This window comes from Microbacterium aquimaris (assembly GCF_039531285.1).
Classification (GTDB): Bacteria; Actinomycetota; Actinomycetes; order Actinomycetales; family Microbacteriaceae; genus Microbacterium; species Microbacterium aquimaris.
The window spans coordinates 1,869,418-1,884,639 of record NZ_BAAAPT010000001.1 but is presented as its reverse complement, the minus strand read 5'-3'; the positions used below and the strand labels follow the sequence as shown (position 1 = coordinate 1,884,639).

At 69.3% G+C, this 15,222-nt stretch carries 13 protein-coding genes; 5 read left to right on the top strand and 8 right to left on the bottom strand.

Translation table 11 applies throughout. The annotated features are described in order from the left end of the window. Positions 1-9 precede the first annotated feature (9 nt). The 4 genes from ABD204_RS08585 to guaB1 all read right to left on the bottom strand — a co-directional run bounded on the left by ABD204_RS08585 (position 10) and on the right by guaB1 (position 4,935). Positions 10-852, bottom strand: coding sequence for an ADP-dependent NAD(P)H-hydrate dehydratase (locus ABD204_RS08585; protein WP_194425097.1), 843 nt, complete (start codon positions 850-852; stop codon positions 10-12). A 51-nt stretch (positions 853-903) separates the two neighbouring features. Further along, entirely contained in the window at positions 904-1,959 is a 1,056-nt protein-coding gene (locus ABD204_RS08580) for a hemolysin family protein (RefSeq protein WP_194425096.1), read from the bottom strand. Beyond that, on the bottom strand, positions 1,956-3,278 hold the full coding sequence (locus tag ABD204_RS08575) for a hemolysin family protein (RefSeq protein ID WP_194425095.1): 1,323 nt from the start codon (positions 3,276-3,278) through the stop codon (positions 1,956-1,958). Before ABD204_RS08575 ends, ABD204_RS08580 begins: the two co-directional genes overlap by 4 nt. 199 nt (positions 3,279-3,477) lie before the next feature. Beyond that, positions 3,478-4,935: a GMP reductase gene (gene guaB1 / locus ABD204_RS08570; protein WP_194425094.1), complete on the bottom strand. Its 1,458-nt coding sequence runs from the start codon at positions 4,933-4,935 to the stop codon at positions 3,478-3,480. 181 nt (positions 4,936-5,116) lie between these two features. On the opposite strand from guaB1, the gene ABD204_RS08565 reads away from it, so the two are divergent. Then, positions 5,117-8,788, top strand: a complete 3,672-nt coding sequence (locus ABD204_RS08565; protein WP_194425093.1) for a multifunctional oxoglutarate decarboxylase/oxoglutarate dehydrogenase thiamine pyrophosphate-binding subunit/dihydrolipoyllysine-residue succinyltransferase subunit — start codon at positions 5,117-5,119, stop codon at positions 8,786-8,788. Positions 8,789-8,927: 139 nt separating this feature from the next. On the opposite strand, the gene ABD204_RS08560 is transcribed toward ABD204_RS08565, so the two are convergent. Then, the gene (locus ABD204_RS08560; RefSeq protein ID WP_194425092.1) at positions 8,928-9,170 is read right to left on the bottom strand and encodes a zf-HC2 domain-containing protein; all 243 of its coding nucleotides are present in this window, start codon (positions 9,168-9,170) and stop codon (positions 8,928-8,930) included. After that, positions 9,167-9,766 carry a sigma-70 family RNA polymerase sigma factor gene (locus tag ABD204_RS08555; protein WP_194425253.1) on the bottom strand — a complete coding sequence of 200 codons (600 nt, stop codon included), beginning with the start codon at positions 9,764-9,766 and terminating at the stop codon, positions 9,167-9,169. Before ABD204_RS08555 ends, ABD204_RS08560 begins: the two co-directional genes overlap by 4 nt. Positions 9,767-9,886: 120 nt before the next feature. Between ABD204_RS08555 and aroA the strand changes: the two genes are divergently transcribed. From aroA to bcp, 3 genes are read left to right on the top strand one after another with little or no spacing between them, the layout of a single operon-like run. Beyond that, positions 9,887-11,242, top strand: coding sequence for a 3-phosphoshikimate 1-carboxyvinyltransferase (aroA, locus tag ABD204_RS08550; RefSeq protein ID WP_194425091.1), 1,356 nt, complete (start codon positions 9,887-9,889; stop codon positions 11,240-11,242). Between the two features lie 13 nt (positions 11,243-11,255). Beyond that, the gene (gene rsgA, locus ABD204_RS08545) at positions 11,256-12,296 is read left to right on the top strand and encodes a ribosome small subunit-dependent GTPase A (RefSeq protein ID WP_194425090.1); all 1,041 of its coding nucleotides are present in this window, start codon (positions 11,256-11,258) and stop codon (positions 12,294-12,296) included. Between the two features lie 16 nt (positions 12,297-12,312). Then, positions 12,313-12,786, top strand: a complete 474-nt coding sequence (gene bcp, locus ABD204_RS08540) for a thioredoxin-dependent thiol peroxidase (RefSeq protein ID WP_194425089.1) — start codon at positions 12,313-12,315, stop codon at positions 12,784-12,786. Between the two features lie 12 nt (positions 12,787-12,798). Here the strand turns inward: bcp and ABD204_RS08535 are convergent, their stop codons facing one another. Further along, positions 12,799-13,200, bottom strand: coding sequence for a histidine kinase (locus ABD204_RS08535; RefSeq protein ID WP_194425088.1), 402 nt, complete (start codon positions 13,198-13,200; stop codon positions 12,799-12,801). 278 nt (positions 13,201-13,478) lie between these two features. Here ABD204_RS08535 and ABD204_RS08530 point away from each other — a divergent pair, with 278 nt between their 5' ends. Next, on the top strand, positions 13,479-13,727 hold the full coding sequence (locus tag ABD204_RS08530; protein WP_194425087.1) for a WhiB family transcriptional regulator: 249 nt from the start codon (positions 13,479-13,481) through the stop codon (positions 13,725-13,727). Positions 13,728-13,736: 9 nt separating this feature from the next. Here ABD204_RS08530 and ABD204_RS08525 read toward each other — a convergent pair whose 3' ends face one another. Next, entirely contained in the window at positions 13,737-15,221 is a 1,485-nt protein-coding gene (locus tag ABD204_RS08525) for a sensor histidine kinase (RefSeq protein WP_194425086.1), read from the bottom strand. Position 15,222: the final 1 nt, after the last annotated feature.

The following is a 15,222-nucleotide window of genomic DNA, read 5'->3' as shown; positions in this document are numbered from 1 at the left end:
CGACCCGCGTCAGATCGGCGCCGCGGCGATGACCTCTCCGACGGCGAACGGCAGCGCCTCGGCCACGTCGAGGGCCGTGACCGGTCCCCCGGCCGGCCCGAATCGACGCACCGCGATGTTGGCGGCATGGCCGTGCAGCCACGCCCCCGTGGCCGCGACCGGTCCCCACGCGCCGGCGGAGGAGAGCGTCTCGGCCCCGGCGGCGACCGCGCCGATCGCCCCGGCGAGGACGTCCCCCGTGCCTGCGGTGGCCAACCAGGGTGTGGCGTCGGCGATGACCGCGATGAATCCACCGGGTGCGGCGGCGACCGAGCGTGCGCCCTTCAGCAGGACCGCCGCCCCCAGGCGCTCGGCCGTCTCCAACGCCGCATCGTCCCGCTCGGCGTGGTCGGCGTCGACCGGGACCGGCGCCATGTCGAGGCGCTCACGCAGTCGCGCGAACTCCCCCGCGTGCGGGGTGACCACGACCGGTGCCGACGGATGGTCGACGAGGTCGAGCGCGCCGGCATCCACGACCACCGGCACCTCCCCCTCCAGCAGGTCGCGCAAGGCCGCGGTCTCGGCGTCGTCGCGCTCGACGGGCGAGGTTCCCGATCCGATCACCCAGGCACCCACGCGACCCTCGGTCAGCACCGTCTCGGGGCGCCGGGCGAGGACCTCGGCGCCGGCGGGACCGACGTAGCGGACCATCCCGACGCCGGTGCGCCACGCGGCCTCGACACCGAGGACCGCCGCGCCCTTGAACGCCACGGAACCGGTGCGCACGCCCAGCACGCCACGGGTGTACTTGTCGTCGTGCGACGACGGGGCGCGAAGACTCCCCGCCGCGTCGGTCGCCGTCCATCTGCGCATGGCGCACACCATATCCCGAGCCGATGACGCGGAGGCGACCGACGCGTCGGATCAGCGCCTGCGGCTGGTCGCGTCCTGCACTTCCCCGATGAGCTCCTCGATGATGTCCTCGAGGAAGAGCACCGCGGTCGTGTGCCCCTCGGTGTTGCGCACCTGTGCGAGATGGCGGCCCGCGTTGCGCATGAGCGCGAGCGCGTCCTCCAGATCGGTCTCCTCGGTGACCGGCACCATGTGGTGGATGCGCTTGGACGGGATCGGACGCACGACATCGGTCGCCGCATCCGGCCCCTCCGCGGCCCGCAGGACGTCCTTCAGGTGCACGTAGCCGGTCGGCACGCCCTCACCGTCGACGATCACGTAGCGCGAGAATCCGTGCTTGGCGACCGCCCGCTCGATCTTGTGCGGCGTCGTGCGCTCCGGGAGGGTCACGAGATCACCGAGGGGAACCGCGATGTCCTTGGCCTTCTTGTCGGTGAACTCCACCACGGCCGCGACCGTACCGGCCGAGTCGTCCAAGACCCCCTCGATACGCGACTGCGTCACGATCGTGGCGACCTCTTCGAGGGTGAACGTCGAGGCCGCTTCGTCCTTCGGCTCGACGCGGGCCAGGCGCACGACGTGGTTGGCGATCCAGTTGAGCGTCACGATCACCGGGTGGAACAGCTTCGAGACCCATACCAGCGGGGTCGCGAGCATGAGCACCGCTCGATCCGGCACCGAGAACGCGAGGTTCTTCGGCACCATCTCGCCGAACACGACATGCAGGTACGACACGACCAGCAGCGCGATCACGAAGGCGACGGTGTCCACGAGCGCCTCGCTGAGGCCGGTGAGCCCGAGCGGCACCGCCAGGAGGTGGTGGATCGCCGGCTCCGACACGTTCAGGATCAGCAGCGAGCAGATCGTGATGCCCAGCTGGCTGGTGGCCAGCATGAGCGTGGCGTGCTCCATCGCATACAGTGCGGTCTTCGCGCTACGCGATCCCGCCTCCGCAAGAGGCTCGATCTGCGAACGGCGCGCGGAGATGACGGCGAACTCGGCACCGACGAAGAACGCGTTGGCGACCAGGAGCACACCCAGCCATGCCAGTCCGGCCCAATCGCTCATCGACGCTCACCCCCGTCGGTGGCCGCGGAGACGAAGGCGGGGGTGAACCGCACCCGGTCGACCCGCCTACCGTCCATGCGTTGCACCTCGATGACACCCTCCTCGAGCTGCAGGGCGTCTCCCGCGGCGGGGATGCGCTCGAGCACGCTCATGATGTATCCGCCGATCGTGTCGTAGACCTCGCCCTTGGGGATGCGGATGCCGGTGCGGTCCAGAAGCTCGTCGGGGCGCAACTCACCGGGGAAGATGATCGATCCGGCGGCGCGGACGATCCCCGCACGCCGACGATCGTGTTCGTCGAGGACCTCGCCGACGATCTCCTCCACGATGTCCTCGAGGGTGACGACCCCGGCAGTCCCGCCGTACTCGTCGACCACGACCGCCATCTGGTACCCGCGGGTCCTCAGTTCGGCGACGAGCGCATCGAGGTGGACCGCCTCGGGGACGCGGAGGGGCTCGGTGCTGATGGCACCGACGGGCACCTCGGCGCGCTTGGCCCGGGGCACGCTGACGGCTGCCTTGAGGTGCACGACGCCGACGATGTCGTCCATCGAGTCCTCATAGACCGGGAACCGGCTGTGGCCGGTGCGTCGTGCGAGCTGGATGACGTCTTCGACGGCGTCGCCGACGGCCACCGCGTGCACGCTCGGGCGGGGGGTCATCACATCGGCCGCACTCAGCCGGGAGAAGGTGAGGCTGCGGTCCAGGAGGGAAGCGGTGTCCTCCTCGAGGACCCCTGCACTTGCCGAGCGTCGCACGAGGCTGGAGAGTTCCTCGGCCGTTCGGGCTCCCGACAGCTCCTCCTTGGGCTCGATGCCCATCGCACGGAGCACGCCGTTCGCGCTGCCGTTGAGCACCGTGATCGCGGGTCGGAACACCGTCGTGAACGCGACCTGGAACGGCATGACGAGCTTGGCGGTCTGCCGCGGCACGGCGAGCGCGAAGTTCTTCGGAACCAACTCACCGATGATCATCGAGAAGATCGTCGCGATCGCGATCCCGATCGTGGCCGACAGTGGGGTGACCAGCGCCTCGGGCCAGCCCCACGCGGTCAGCACCGGTCGCAACAGGTTCGAGATGGCCGGCTCCATCGTGTAGCCGGTCAGCAACGTCGTCAGGGTGATGCCCAACTGCGCACTCGAGAGGTGGGTGGAGGTGATGCGCAAAGCGCTGATGGTCAGCGCGAGCCGCGACTCACCGGCATCCCGTCGTGCTTCGAGGTCGGCGCGATCGAGATTGACCAACGCGAACTCGCTGGCCACGAACAGACCGGTGCCGATCGTCAGGAGGAGCCCCACGCCCAGCATGACGTAATCCATCAGGCGTCACCCCCGCTCGCGCGGGTGTCGGGTCGGTGGGGCGAGCGTCTGCAACTGGGAGGGTCGTCCATTGTGCGAAAGATCTTACGGCAGTCCCGCGCGCCCGCGCGCGGTTCTCTCCCAGGTTCGGGGAGGCCACCCCACCCGCACGCATCATCGCCTCATCGGGACCACAGGTCGACCCCGCAGCGATGGTCGGTCACCAGCTGACCGGGAGCGCCTTGCCCTCCTCATAGCCGGCGGCCGACTGCAAACCCACCCGGGCACGATCGTGGAACTGCGTCACGCTGGCCGCCCCGGCGTAGGTGAACGACGAACGCACGCCGGATGTGATCATATCCAGGAGGTCCTCGAGCCCCGGTCGCAACGGATCGAGGTAGATGCGCGAGGAGGAGATGCCCTCGGCGAACAGCTCCTTGCGCGCCCGCTCGTACGCGTCCAGCCGCCCGAACCGCGCCTGCACCGCCTTGGTGGAGGCCATCCCCCAAGACTGCTTGAAGACGCGCCCGTCGGTGTCGGTCTCCAGCCGCCCGGGCGCCTCGATGGTCCCGGCGAACCACGAGCCGATCATGACCGAAGCCGCTCCGGCGGCGAGCGCCAACGCCACGTCGCGCGGATAACGCACTCCCCCGTCGGCCCACACATGGGCGCCGTGTTCCCGTGCGGCCTGGGCCGTCTCCAGCACCGCGGAGAACTGCGGGCGTCCCACCGCGGTCATCATGCGGGTCGTGCACATGGCACCGGGCCCGACACCCACCTTGAGGATGCCCGCACCGGCGTCGACGAGGTCGCGCACCCCGTCCGCGGTGACGATGTTCCCGGCGACGACCGGCAGGCCGAGACCGAGGCCGGTCACGGTGCGCAGCGCACGGAGCATGCTCTCCTGATGGCCGTGCGCAGTGTCGACGACCAGCACGTCCACCCCGGCCGCCGCGAGCGCCCTCGCCTTCGCCGCGACGTCGCCGTTGATGCCCACCGCCGCGGCAACGGCCAGACGGCCGTGGCCGTCGACAGCCGGTCGGTAAAGCGTCGACCGCAGCGCGCTCCGCCGGGTCAGCGTGCCCACGAGGTGACCGTGGTGGAGCACGCACACCGTCTCGACGTCCGCGGCGACCAGCAGGTCGAACGCGTGGCGGGCGTCGTCGACGTCGTCCGCGTCGATGGACGACGGACGGCCTCGGGCGAGATCCCCCAGACGGGCGTCCGGCAGCGCGGTTCCCAGCCGTGACGCCGGCACGATGCCCTGGATGTCGTCGAGGGCGATGTCACCGCCGACGGCGTCGCTGACGACGATCCCGTGTCCGTCGGTCGCCGGAAGCACCCGGGCCGCATCGGCGACGGTCATATCCGGTGGCAGGACGAGCGGGGTGTCCCACGGCACCGGTTGCGACTTGACCCACCGGATCGCCGTGTCCAGGTCCTGCAACGGCATGTCCTGCGGCAGCACGCCGAGGCCTCCGCGGCGTGCGAGCGTCGCAGCCAGCCGCGGACCGGTCACCGAGTTCATGTTCGCCGAGACCAGGGGCAGCGTCGCGGGGGTGCCGTCGGCGGGCGCGAGATCGACCTCCAGCCGACTCGTCACGCCGGAGCGCCGCGGCACGAGGAAGACGTCCGAATAGGTCAGATCGGTCTCGGGCCGCGCCCCGTAGAACTCCATGGGACCAGCGTATCGAGGTGCGTTGTGGCCGATCCTGCGCGAACCTCGACGAATCGCCGACGCGATCCTGCGCCCGCGCGGTGAACCCCCAGCCAGATAGGACTACGCTTGATCCTCGAACGTCCCGGCCGCAGATGGCCGGACGTATTCCACACGATCTTCGGAAAGCGGGCGATAAGGCGTGTCGAGCCAGGTGACGGGCGTCGGGGTTTCGAGCGAAGGGGAGTTCGGAGCCAACGAATGGCTCGTCGACGAGTTGTACGAGCAGTTCAAAGTCGACAAGAACTCCGTGGACAAGGCCTGGTGGCCCATCCTCGAGGAGTACAACCCGGTCAAGGGTGAGGTGCCGACGGCTGAGAACGCCGCACCCGCCGCGCATCCGGTGACCGCGCCGATCCCCGTGATCGGCGCACCGCCGGTCGCACGCACGACCGCCAAGCCCGCGGCCGCGCAGCCGATCCCGGCACAGGCACCGAAGGTCGTCCCCTCCTCGGCCGAGGAATCGACCGAAGAGGACACCGTCACGGCGCTGAGGGGGATGCCGAAGACCCTCGCCGCGAACATGGACGAGTCCCTGACCGTGCCGACCGCGACGAGCGTGCGCACGATCCCGGCCAAGCTCATGATCGACAACCGCATCGTGATCAACAACCACATGTCGCGTACCCGCGGCGGCAAGGTGAGCTTCACGCACCTCATCGGCTGGGCGATCATCCGTGCGCTGAAAGAGGCGCCGAGCCAGAACGTCTTCTACGCCGAGATCGACGGGAAGCCGTCCGTCGTGGCGCCCGCGCACATCAACCTCGGTATCGCGATCGACATCCCCAAGCCCGACGGGACCCGCGCCTTGCTGGTGCCCTCGATCAAGCGCGCCGAGTCCCTCACGTTCGGCGAGTACCTCGCCTCCTACGAGGATCTGGTCGGACGCGCCCGCAAGAACAAGCTCACCGCGGCCGACTTCCAAGGCACGACCATCTCGCTGACAAACCCGGGCGGCATCGGCACGGTGCACTCGGTGCCCCGCCTGATGAAGGGCCAGGGGTGCATCGTCGGCGCCGGTGCCCTGGAGTATCCGGCGGAGTTCCAGGGAGCCAGCTCGAAGACGCTCAACGAGATGGCGATCGGGAAGACGATCACGCTCACGAGCACCTACGACCACCGCGTCATCCAGGGCGCCGGATCGGGCGAGTTCCTCAAGCGCGTGCACGAGCTGTTGATCGGCGAGCGCAACTTCTACGACGACATCTTCGCCGCGCTGCGCATCCCCTACGCCCCCATCCATTGGGCCAACGACATCAACGTCGACCTCGCCGAGCGCGTGGACAAGCAGTCCCGCGTGCAGGAGCTGATCAACTCCTTCCGGGTGCGGGGGCACCTCATGGCGGACATCGATCCGCTGGAGTACATGCAGCGCACCCACCCCGACCTCGAGATCGAACAGCACGGCCTGACCTTCTGGGACCTGGACCGGGAGTTCGTCACCGGCGGATTCGGCGGCAAGCGCGTCATGAAGCTGCGTGACATCCTCGGGGTGCTGCGCGACTCGTACTGCCGCACGATCGGCCTGGAGTACATGCACATCCAGGACCCGGAACAGCGTCGCTGGTTCCAGGAGAACGTCGAGGTCAAGTACCAGAAGCCCACGCACGACGAGCAGCTGCGTGTGTTGAAGAAGCTCAATCAGGCCGAGGCCTTCGAGACCTTCCTGCAGACCAAGTACGTCGGACAGAAACGCTTCAGCCTCGAAGGCGGCGAGTCGCTCATCCCGTTGCTGGACGAGATCCTGCAGGGTGCGGCGGAGGCCGGCCTGGACGGCGCCGCCATCGGTATGGCCCACCGTGGTCGCCTGAACGTGCTGACCAACATCGCCGGCAAGACCTACGGCCAGGTCTTCCGCGAGTTCGAGGGGTCGGTTGCCATCGGCTCCAAGAGCGGGTCGGGCGATGTGAAGTACCACCTGGGCACGTCGGGGACCTTCGTGGCCGACGGCGGCGAGGAGCTGCCCGTCTACCTCGCGGCGAACCCCTCGCACCTCGAGACCGTCGACGGTGTCCTCGAGGGCATCGTCCGCGCCAAACAGGACCTCAAACCCATCGGATCGTTCTCGTGGCTTCCTGTGCTCGTCCACGGCGACGCGGCCTTCGCCGGTCAGGGCGTCGTCGTCGAGACGTTGCAGATGTCGCAGTTGCGCGGATACCGCACCGGAGGGACCATCCACGTGGTGGTCAACAACCAGGTGGGCTTCACCACCGTGCCGCAGGACGGCCGCACCTCGGTGTACGCCACGGACGTCGCCAAGACGATCCAAGCGCCGATCCTCCACGTCAACGGCGACGACCCGGAAGCGGTCGTGCGGGTCTCGCAGTTGGCGTTCGCCTACCGCGAGAGGTTCCACCGGGACGTCGTCATCGACCTGGTCTGCTACCGACGCCGGGGCCACAACGAGGGCGACGACCCCTCGATGACCCAGCCGCTGATGACCAACCTCATCGAGGCCAAGCGCTCGGTGCGCCGCCTGTACACCGAGTCGCTCGTCGGCCGCGGTGACATCACGCAGGAGGAGTACGAGCAGGCCAAGCAGGACTTCCAGGGGCGCCTCGAAGTCGCCTTCGCCGAGACCCACGCGGCCGAGACCGGGTCCAACGAGGTGGTCAACACCGACGCCGCGCCGGACGTCTCGGTCGGCGAGCCCGACTCGACGGCGGTCTCGCGCGAGGTCGTGCACATGATCGGCGACCGATTCGTCAACAAGCCCGACGGCTTCACGGTCCACAACAAGTTGCAGCAGTTGTTGGACAAGCGCCACGACATGAGTCGCAACGGCAGCATCGACTGGGCCTTCGGCGAGTTGCTCGCCTTCGGCTCGCTCCTGGTCGAGGGAACGCCTGTCCGCCTGGCCGGTCAGGACGCCCGCCGCGGCACGTTCGCGCAGCGCCACAGCGTGTTGCACGACCGCACGAACGGTCAGGAATGGCTTCCGCTGACGAACCTCTCCGACAACCAGGGCAAGTTCTTCGTCTACGACTCCCTGCTCAGCGAGTACGCCGCGATGGCCTTCGAGTACGGCTACTCGGTCGAGCGGGCCGAGGCCCTCGTGCTGTGGGAGGCGCAGTTCGGCGACTTCGTCAACGGTGCACAGTCGGTGGTCGACGAGTTCATCTCCTCGGCCGAACAGAAGTGGGGCCAGCAGTCGAGTGTCGTCCTGCTCCTCCCCCACGGTTACGAAGGTCAAGGTCCCGACCACTCCTCGGCCCGCATCGAGCGGTTCCTGCAGATGTGCGCACAGGACAACATGACCATCGCGCGCCCGTCCACACCGGCGTCGTACTTCCACCTGCTGCGCCGCCAGGCGTATGCGCGGCCGCGCCGTCCGCTCGTGGTCTTCACCCCGAAGGCGATGTTGCGCCTGCGCGGCGCGACCAGCCCGGTGGACGCGTTCCTCACCGGTCGCTTCGAGCCGGTGCTCGACGATGATCGCGGCGTCGACAAGAGCGCCGTGCGCCGGGTGCTGTTGCACTCGGGCAAGATCCACTGGGATCTGCGCGCGGAGCTGGACAAGAACCCCAACCCCGAGGTCGCGCTCGTGCGGCTCGAGCAGTTCTATCCGTCGCCGATCGAGTCCCTGCGCAAGGTGCTGGAGACCTATCCCGACGCCGAGCTGGTGTGGGTGCAGGACGAGCCCGAGAACCAGGGGGCGTGGCCGTTCATCGCCCTCGAGCTGTCGAAGCACCTCGACGGGCGTACCGTCCGCCGCGTCTCGCGCGAGGCCGCGGCGTCGACGGCGACCGGGTCGCCGAAGGTGCACGCGCACGAGCAGGCCGAGATCATCAAGAAGGCCCTCACGCTGCCCTGAGCGATGTGAGGATCATCGACGACGGCCGCGGCTCCCCGACGATGCCGCGGCCGTCGTCGATCGGGGCGCGCGTGCGGCACCGCCGGCTCCGCCGCCGCGCGGATCGCCGGAGCGGCCGGAAACTATCCGACCGGAGCGTTCAGTGTCCGGCCTGGATCGCGCGGACCCGCGCGAGCACCTGGTCCCGCAGCTCCTCCGGAGCGCTCTCCTTGCAAGCGCGGGCGACCACATCCGTGAGGGTCGTCGCCACGAGCGCCTCGTCACGACACGCCGGGCACCGCTCGAGGTGTTCCTTGATATCGGCGTGTTGGGTCTTGCAGACCTCGTTGCGCAGGTACTCCTCGAGGTCGCGCCGTGCCTTCTCGCAGCCGCAATCGCTCATTTCTCACTCCTCGTCGACGCGGTTCCGATGCCGCGCTCGCGTGCGTATTCCGCCAGCAGATCGCGCAGCATCCGCCTGCCGCGGTGCAGCCGGCTCATGACCGTGCCGATCGGTGTCTGCATGATGTCGGCGATCTCCTGGTAGGCGAACCCTTCGACATCCGCCAGGTAGACCGCCATCCGGAAGTCCTCCGGGATGGACTGCAGGGCGTCCTTGACCGCCGATGAGGGCATGTGATCGATCGCCTCGGCCTCGGCCGAGCGGCTGCTGGTCGCGGTCGTCGACTCGGCGCCACCCAACTGCCAGTCCTCGAGCTCGTCGATCGTGCCCTGGAACGGCTCGCGCTGCTTCTTGCGATAAGTGTTGATGTAGGTGTTCGTGAGGATCCGGTACAGCCACGCCTTGAGGTTGGTCCCCTGGGTGAACGACGACCACGAGGCGAACGCCTTCACGAACGTCTCCTGGACCAGATCCGCCGCGTCGGCGGGATTGCGCGTCATCCGCATGGCGGCCGCGTACAGCGGGTCCATGAACGGCAGCGCCTGCGCCTCGAACTGCGTGCGGGCGTCTTCCACCGTCTCGGCCTGATCGCTCATCACCGAGAAGTCTACGTCGGCGTCCCTGAGCGTCGACGGCACGTCCTCCACCGTCGCCGCGGGGCGACTCAGCGTCGTGATCATCCGGCTCCTCTCCAGGGTTCAGTAATCTAGGAACCGATGACCGCCGACGGGTATTCCCCCACGTCCACACCGGCCGAGACCGGATCATGGCAGGCGCCCGTCGCAGACGGGCACCTGGACTCGACCATGTCCGTGCCGGGATCGAAGTCGCTGACCAACCGTGAGCTCGTCCTCGCCGCCCTCGCCGACGGCCCGAGCCGCTTGCGCGCACCGCTGCACTCCGACGATTCCGCACGCATGATCGATGCATTGCGCGCACTCGGGGTCGGCGTCGAGACCGAACCCGGCGACAGCCCGTTCGGCGACGACCTCGTGGTCACGCCGCGCTGGCCGCTCTCGGCCGGCGGCGTCGTCGACTGCGGCCAAGCCGGCACCGTGATGCGGTTCGTCACCCCGCTCGCGGGGTTCACCGCCGGGGAGATCACGGTCACCGCGCACGAGAGCGCGCTGCACCGGCCGATGGGTGCGATGATCAAGGCGTTGCGCGACGTCGGCGTGGACATCGACGACGGCGGGCGCTGGTCGCTGCCGTTCTCCGTGCGCGGCCACGGCCACGTGCGCGGCGGCGAGATCACCATCGACGCGAGCGCGTCGAGCCAGTTCGTCTCCGGCCTCCTGCTGGCCGCCCCCCGGTTCGACGTCGGCCTGCACCTGGTCCACGCCGGTGAGCGCCTGCCGAGCATTCCGCACATCGACATGACCGTCGAAGCTCTGGCCCACCGCGGCGTCCACGTCGAGCGGCCCTCCGTCGGCGAATGGATCGTGCCGGCCGGCCCCATCCGCGGCAAGGACATCTCGGTCGAACCCGACCTCTCCAATGCCGCGCCGTTCCTCGCCGCCGCCATGGTCGCCGGCGGACAGGTGACCGTCCAGGGGTGGCCGCCGCACTCGACACAGCCCGGTGCGATGCTCTCCGACATCCTGTCGGTCATGGGCGGACGCGTCAGTCGGCGCGGCGGTGCCCTGACCGTGGCGGCGGGTGCCGGCATCCACGGCGTCGAGCTGGACCTCTCCGCCGCCGGGGAACTCGCGCCCACGATCTTCGGGTTGGCCGCCTTCGCAGACAGCGAGAGCGTACTGCACGGGATCGGCCACATCCGCGGGCACGAGACCGACCGCATCGCGGCTCTCATCGGCGAGCTACGCGCGCTCGGCGGCGAGGCCCACGAGCTCGCAGACGGCATCCGTATCGTGCCGCGTCCGCTCCACGGCGGCACCTGGCGGGCCCACCACGACCACCGGATGGCGACCACCGGTGCCCTGATCGGACTGGCCGTCCCCGGCGTGGTGGTCGACGACATCGGCACGACCGCCAAGACCCTCCCGCAGTTCCCGCAGCTGTGGCAGGCGATGATCGACGGCGACGACGTGTCGGCGTCCCTGGCCTCATGAGGGTGGCGGCGCGGTGAGCTGGCTCGACGACTTCGACGAGGAGGACGAGCCCGAGTACGACGAAACGGATGTGCGGGTCCGCCCCAACCCGAAAGCGAACCGCCCGCGCACGAAGCGGCGGCCCGCACACGAGGACGCGGTGGTCTGCCGTGTCCTCGGTGTCGACCGAGGCCGATACACCGTGCTCGTCGACGAGGACGGACCCGACGAGCACACGGCGCTGACCACGCGGGCCCGCGAACTGCGCCGAACCCCGATCGTCACCGGCGACCGCGCCCGCGTCGTCGGCGACACCTCCGGGTCCGAAGGCACGCTCGCACGCATCGTCGGGATCGAGGAACGCACCTCGCTCCTGCGCCGCAGCGCCGACGACACCGACCAGGTCGAGCGCATCGTCGTCGCCAACGCCGATCAGATGCTCGTGGTGGTCGCCGCCGCCGATCCCGAACCCCGCGAGCGGCTGGTCGACCGCTATCTCGTCGCCGCCCTGGATGCGGGGATCCGTCCCCTGATGGTCGTGACCAAGACCGACCTGGCCGACCCGCGTCGGTTCCTCGAACACTTCGAGGGGCTCGATCTGCGCGTGTTCACCAGCGCGCGCGACCGGATGCCCGTCGAGGAGGTCGGCGCCGCTCTCGTCGGGCACTCGACGGTGTTCGTCGGACACTCGGGGGTCGGCAAGTCGACGCTGGTCAACGCGCTCGTCCCGACCGCCGGACGCGCCACCGGACACGTGAACGTGGTCACCGGGCGCGGGCGCCACACGTCGTCCTCGACGGTGAGTCTTCGCTATCGCGACGGCGAAGGCCGGGGGTGGGTCATCGACACCCCGGGTGTGCGCTCGTTCGGCCTCGGCCACGTCGAACCGGCGAACCTGCTGCGTGGATTCCGCGACCTCGACGAGCTCGCGCAGGAGTGCCCAAGAGGATGCACCCACCTCCCCGACGCGCCGGACTGCGCCATCGCCGAGGCCGTCGACCGGCTCGGCCCGCGCGGGGCCGCACGACTCGATTCCCTGCAACGGCTCCTGGCGACCTTCGCCGACCGGAGCTGACACGTACCCTGGAAGCATGACGACGAACCGCCTCGAGCCCGGCGACTCCGCACCCGACTTCAGCCTCACCGACCAGGACGGCGGCTCCGTGTCCTCGTCCGACCTGCGCGGCACCGGGGCCATCCTCTTCTTCTATCCGGCCGCGATGACCCCGGGATGCACGACCGAGGCCTGCGACTTCCGTGACTCGCTGGCCCCGATCCAGGCGGCCGGATACCGCGTTCTGGGGGTCTCGCGCGACGACCTCCCGAAGCTCCGCGAGTTCCGCGAGCGCGACGGGCTCACCTACGACCTCCTGAGCGATCCCGACCATGCCGTCCACGAGGCATACGGTGCGTGGGGCGAGAAGATGAACTACGGCAAGAAGATCGAGGGCGTGATCCGCTCCACGATCATCATCGACGCCGAGGGCGTGGTCCGGCACGCGCTGTACAACGTCAAGGCCACGGGCCACGTCGCGCGCATCAGGAAGCTGCTGGGACTGGACTGACTCCGCGGCCGGTCAGGCGGCCGCGTCGTCCCCACCCGCCTCCGCGCGGGCGGCTTGGCCGGAGGTGATGACCAGCAGCACCCCTTCGACCACCGCGGGCACCGCGATCGCGATCGCGGTGAGCGGGTGCGCGTACTCCCCCGTGGCCGCACCGAACGCCACGGCGAGGATGAGCAGTTGCGCGACGATCCCGCCCGAGCGCGCCATCGATGACCCTCGGTAGACGGCGACGGCGAACCCGAACAATCCCGCCGCACCGATCGCGGTGAGGACGGCGAGGGCGATCGCCGACACCGTCGAGGTGGTGTCGCCGCTGGAGAGCGCGACGATCTGCCAGCCGACGAGCGCGGCGACGCCGACCGCCTCGATCGCCAGTCCGGCTGCGGCGTAGGGCCTCGTTCCGGCTCGTCTCATCGTGCGGGGACCTCTTCCGTTTCCATGCTGTCAAGGACGTCCGGTCCGTGCCGTCCCTCGGTCGCCGGAGCGTGGCCGCTCAGCGAATGTGAGAGGAAACCTCCGCGAAACCCAGTGGTAAACCCTTGATTCGACTCGTGTGCTATGGGAGGATCTTCGGAGCCGTGTGCTCCCACAGCGCCGTGGGGCGAGCTTCTTGCTCGCATCATCACAGGGTACCGGAACCCGATCCGGCCCTTTGGTCATCCCCCCACCAAATCGTCGCAAGGAGCACCACCATGGACTGGCGAGACAAGGCCGCCTGCTTGACCGTCGACCCCGAGTTGTTCTTCCCGGTCGGCAACACCGGCCCTGCGGTCGACCAGATCGAGAAGGCCAAGGCCGTGTGCGCCCGGTGCACCGTCACGGAGGTCTGCCTGCAGTACGCCCTGGAGTCCGGTCAGGACTCGGGCGTGTGGGGCGGGCTCAGCGAGGACGAACGTCGCGCGCTGAAGCGTCGTGCCGCCCGCGCCCGCCGCGCCAGCTGACGCGACCGGTCACGCCCCCGCGCCGCGGATGTAGCGCAGCGGGATCTCGATCGTCACTTCGGTTCCGCTGCCGACCAGCGTGTGCCAGTCGATCGAACCACTCAATTCACCTTGGATGAGGGTGCGCACGATCTGCGTGCCCAGCCCTCGCCCGACCTGCCCCTCGGGGAGCCCGGCGCCGGTGTCCCGCACGCGCACCTCGAGCTGCTCGTCGGTGCGCTCCGCGATGATCTCGACCTCTCCCTCGCGGCCGGCGAGGCCGTGCTCGACCGCGTTGGTGACGAGCTCGGTGAGGGCCAGGGCGAGAGGCGTGGCGTACTCGCTGGGCAGCGTCCCGAAGCGACCCGATCTGCGGGTGCGGGCGCGAGTACTCGGCGAGGCCGCGACTTCGGCGACCAGTTTGAGCACCCGGTCGAAGACGTCGTCGAAATCGACGACCTGCGTCAACCCCTCGGAGAGGGTGTCGTGGACCACGGCGATCGCCGCCACGCGACGCATCGCGTGGGTCAACGCGTCCCGCGCCTCATCGGTGTGCGACCGGCGGGCCTGGATGCGCAGCAACGAGGCGACCGTCTGAAGGTTGTTCTTCACCCGGTGGTGGATCTCTCGGATCGTCGCGTCCTTGGTGATCAGCTCCTGCTCCTGGTGCCGGATCTCGGTGACGTCTCGGCACAGCACGATCGCCCCGATGCGGCTTCCGCGGTCGCGCAGTGGGATCGTGCGCAGGGAGATGGTGACCCCTCGGGCTTCGACGTCAGTGCGCCACGGCGCACGGCCGGTGACCACCAGCGGCAGGGACTCGTCGAACTGGTGCTTCTCCGGGAGGATCCGCGTCGTGACCTCGACCAGCGGCTCCCCCTCCAGCTCGTCTTCGAACCCGAGGCGGTTGAACGCCGACAGGGCGTTGGGGCTGGCGAACGTGACGATCCCGTCGACGTCCAAACGCACCAGCCCGTCCGATGCTCGCGGCGCACCACGGCGCGGGGCGGTCGGAGCGGACAGGTCGGGGAAATCCCCCGAGGAGATCATGCCGAACAGCTCGTCGGCGCAATCGTTGAACGTGATCTGCTGACGGGAGGGGGTGCGGGCCTCCCCCAGGTTGGTGTGGCGGGTGAGCACGCCGACCGCCGTCGACTCACCGTCCGCGGACCGGACGATCGGCACCGCACGCACGCGCGTGGGGGTCTCCTCGAACCAGTCCGGAGAGGCGGAGTCGACGATCTCGCCGCCCCGGTAGGCGTCGCGCACCTGCGTGCGCCACTGCGGACGTACCCGATCTCCGACGATGTCGCGGTAGAACAGCGTCGCCGCACCGCTCGGACGCGCGTGCGCGACAGCGACGAAGGAGTCATCGGAGGTGGGGACCCAGATCACGATGTCCGCGAAGGCGAGGTCGGCCAGAAGCTGACCGTCACCGGCGAGACGATGGAGCCACTCGACGTCCGCATCGTCGGAGAGGCCCTGGGAATAGACGAGATCGCTGAGGGTCGACACG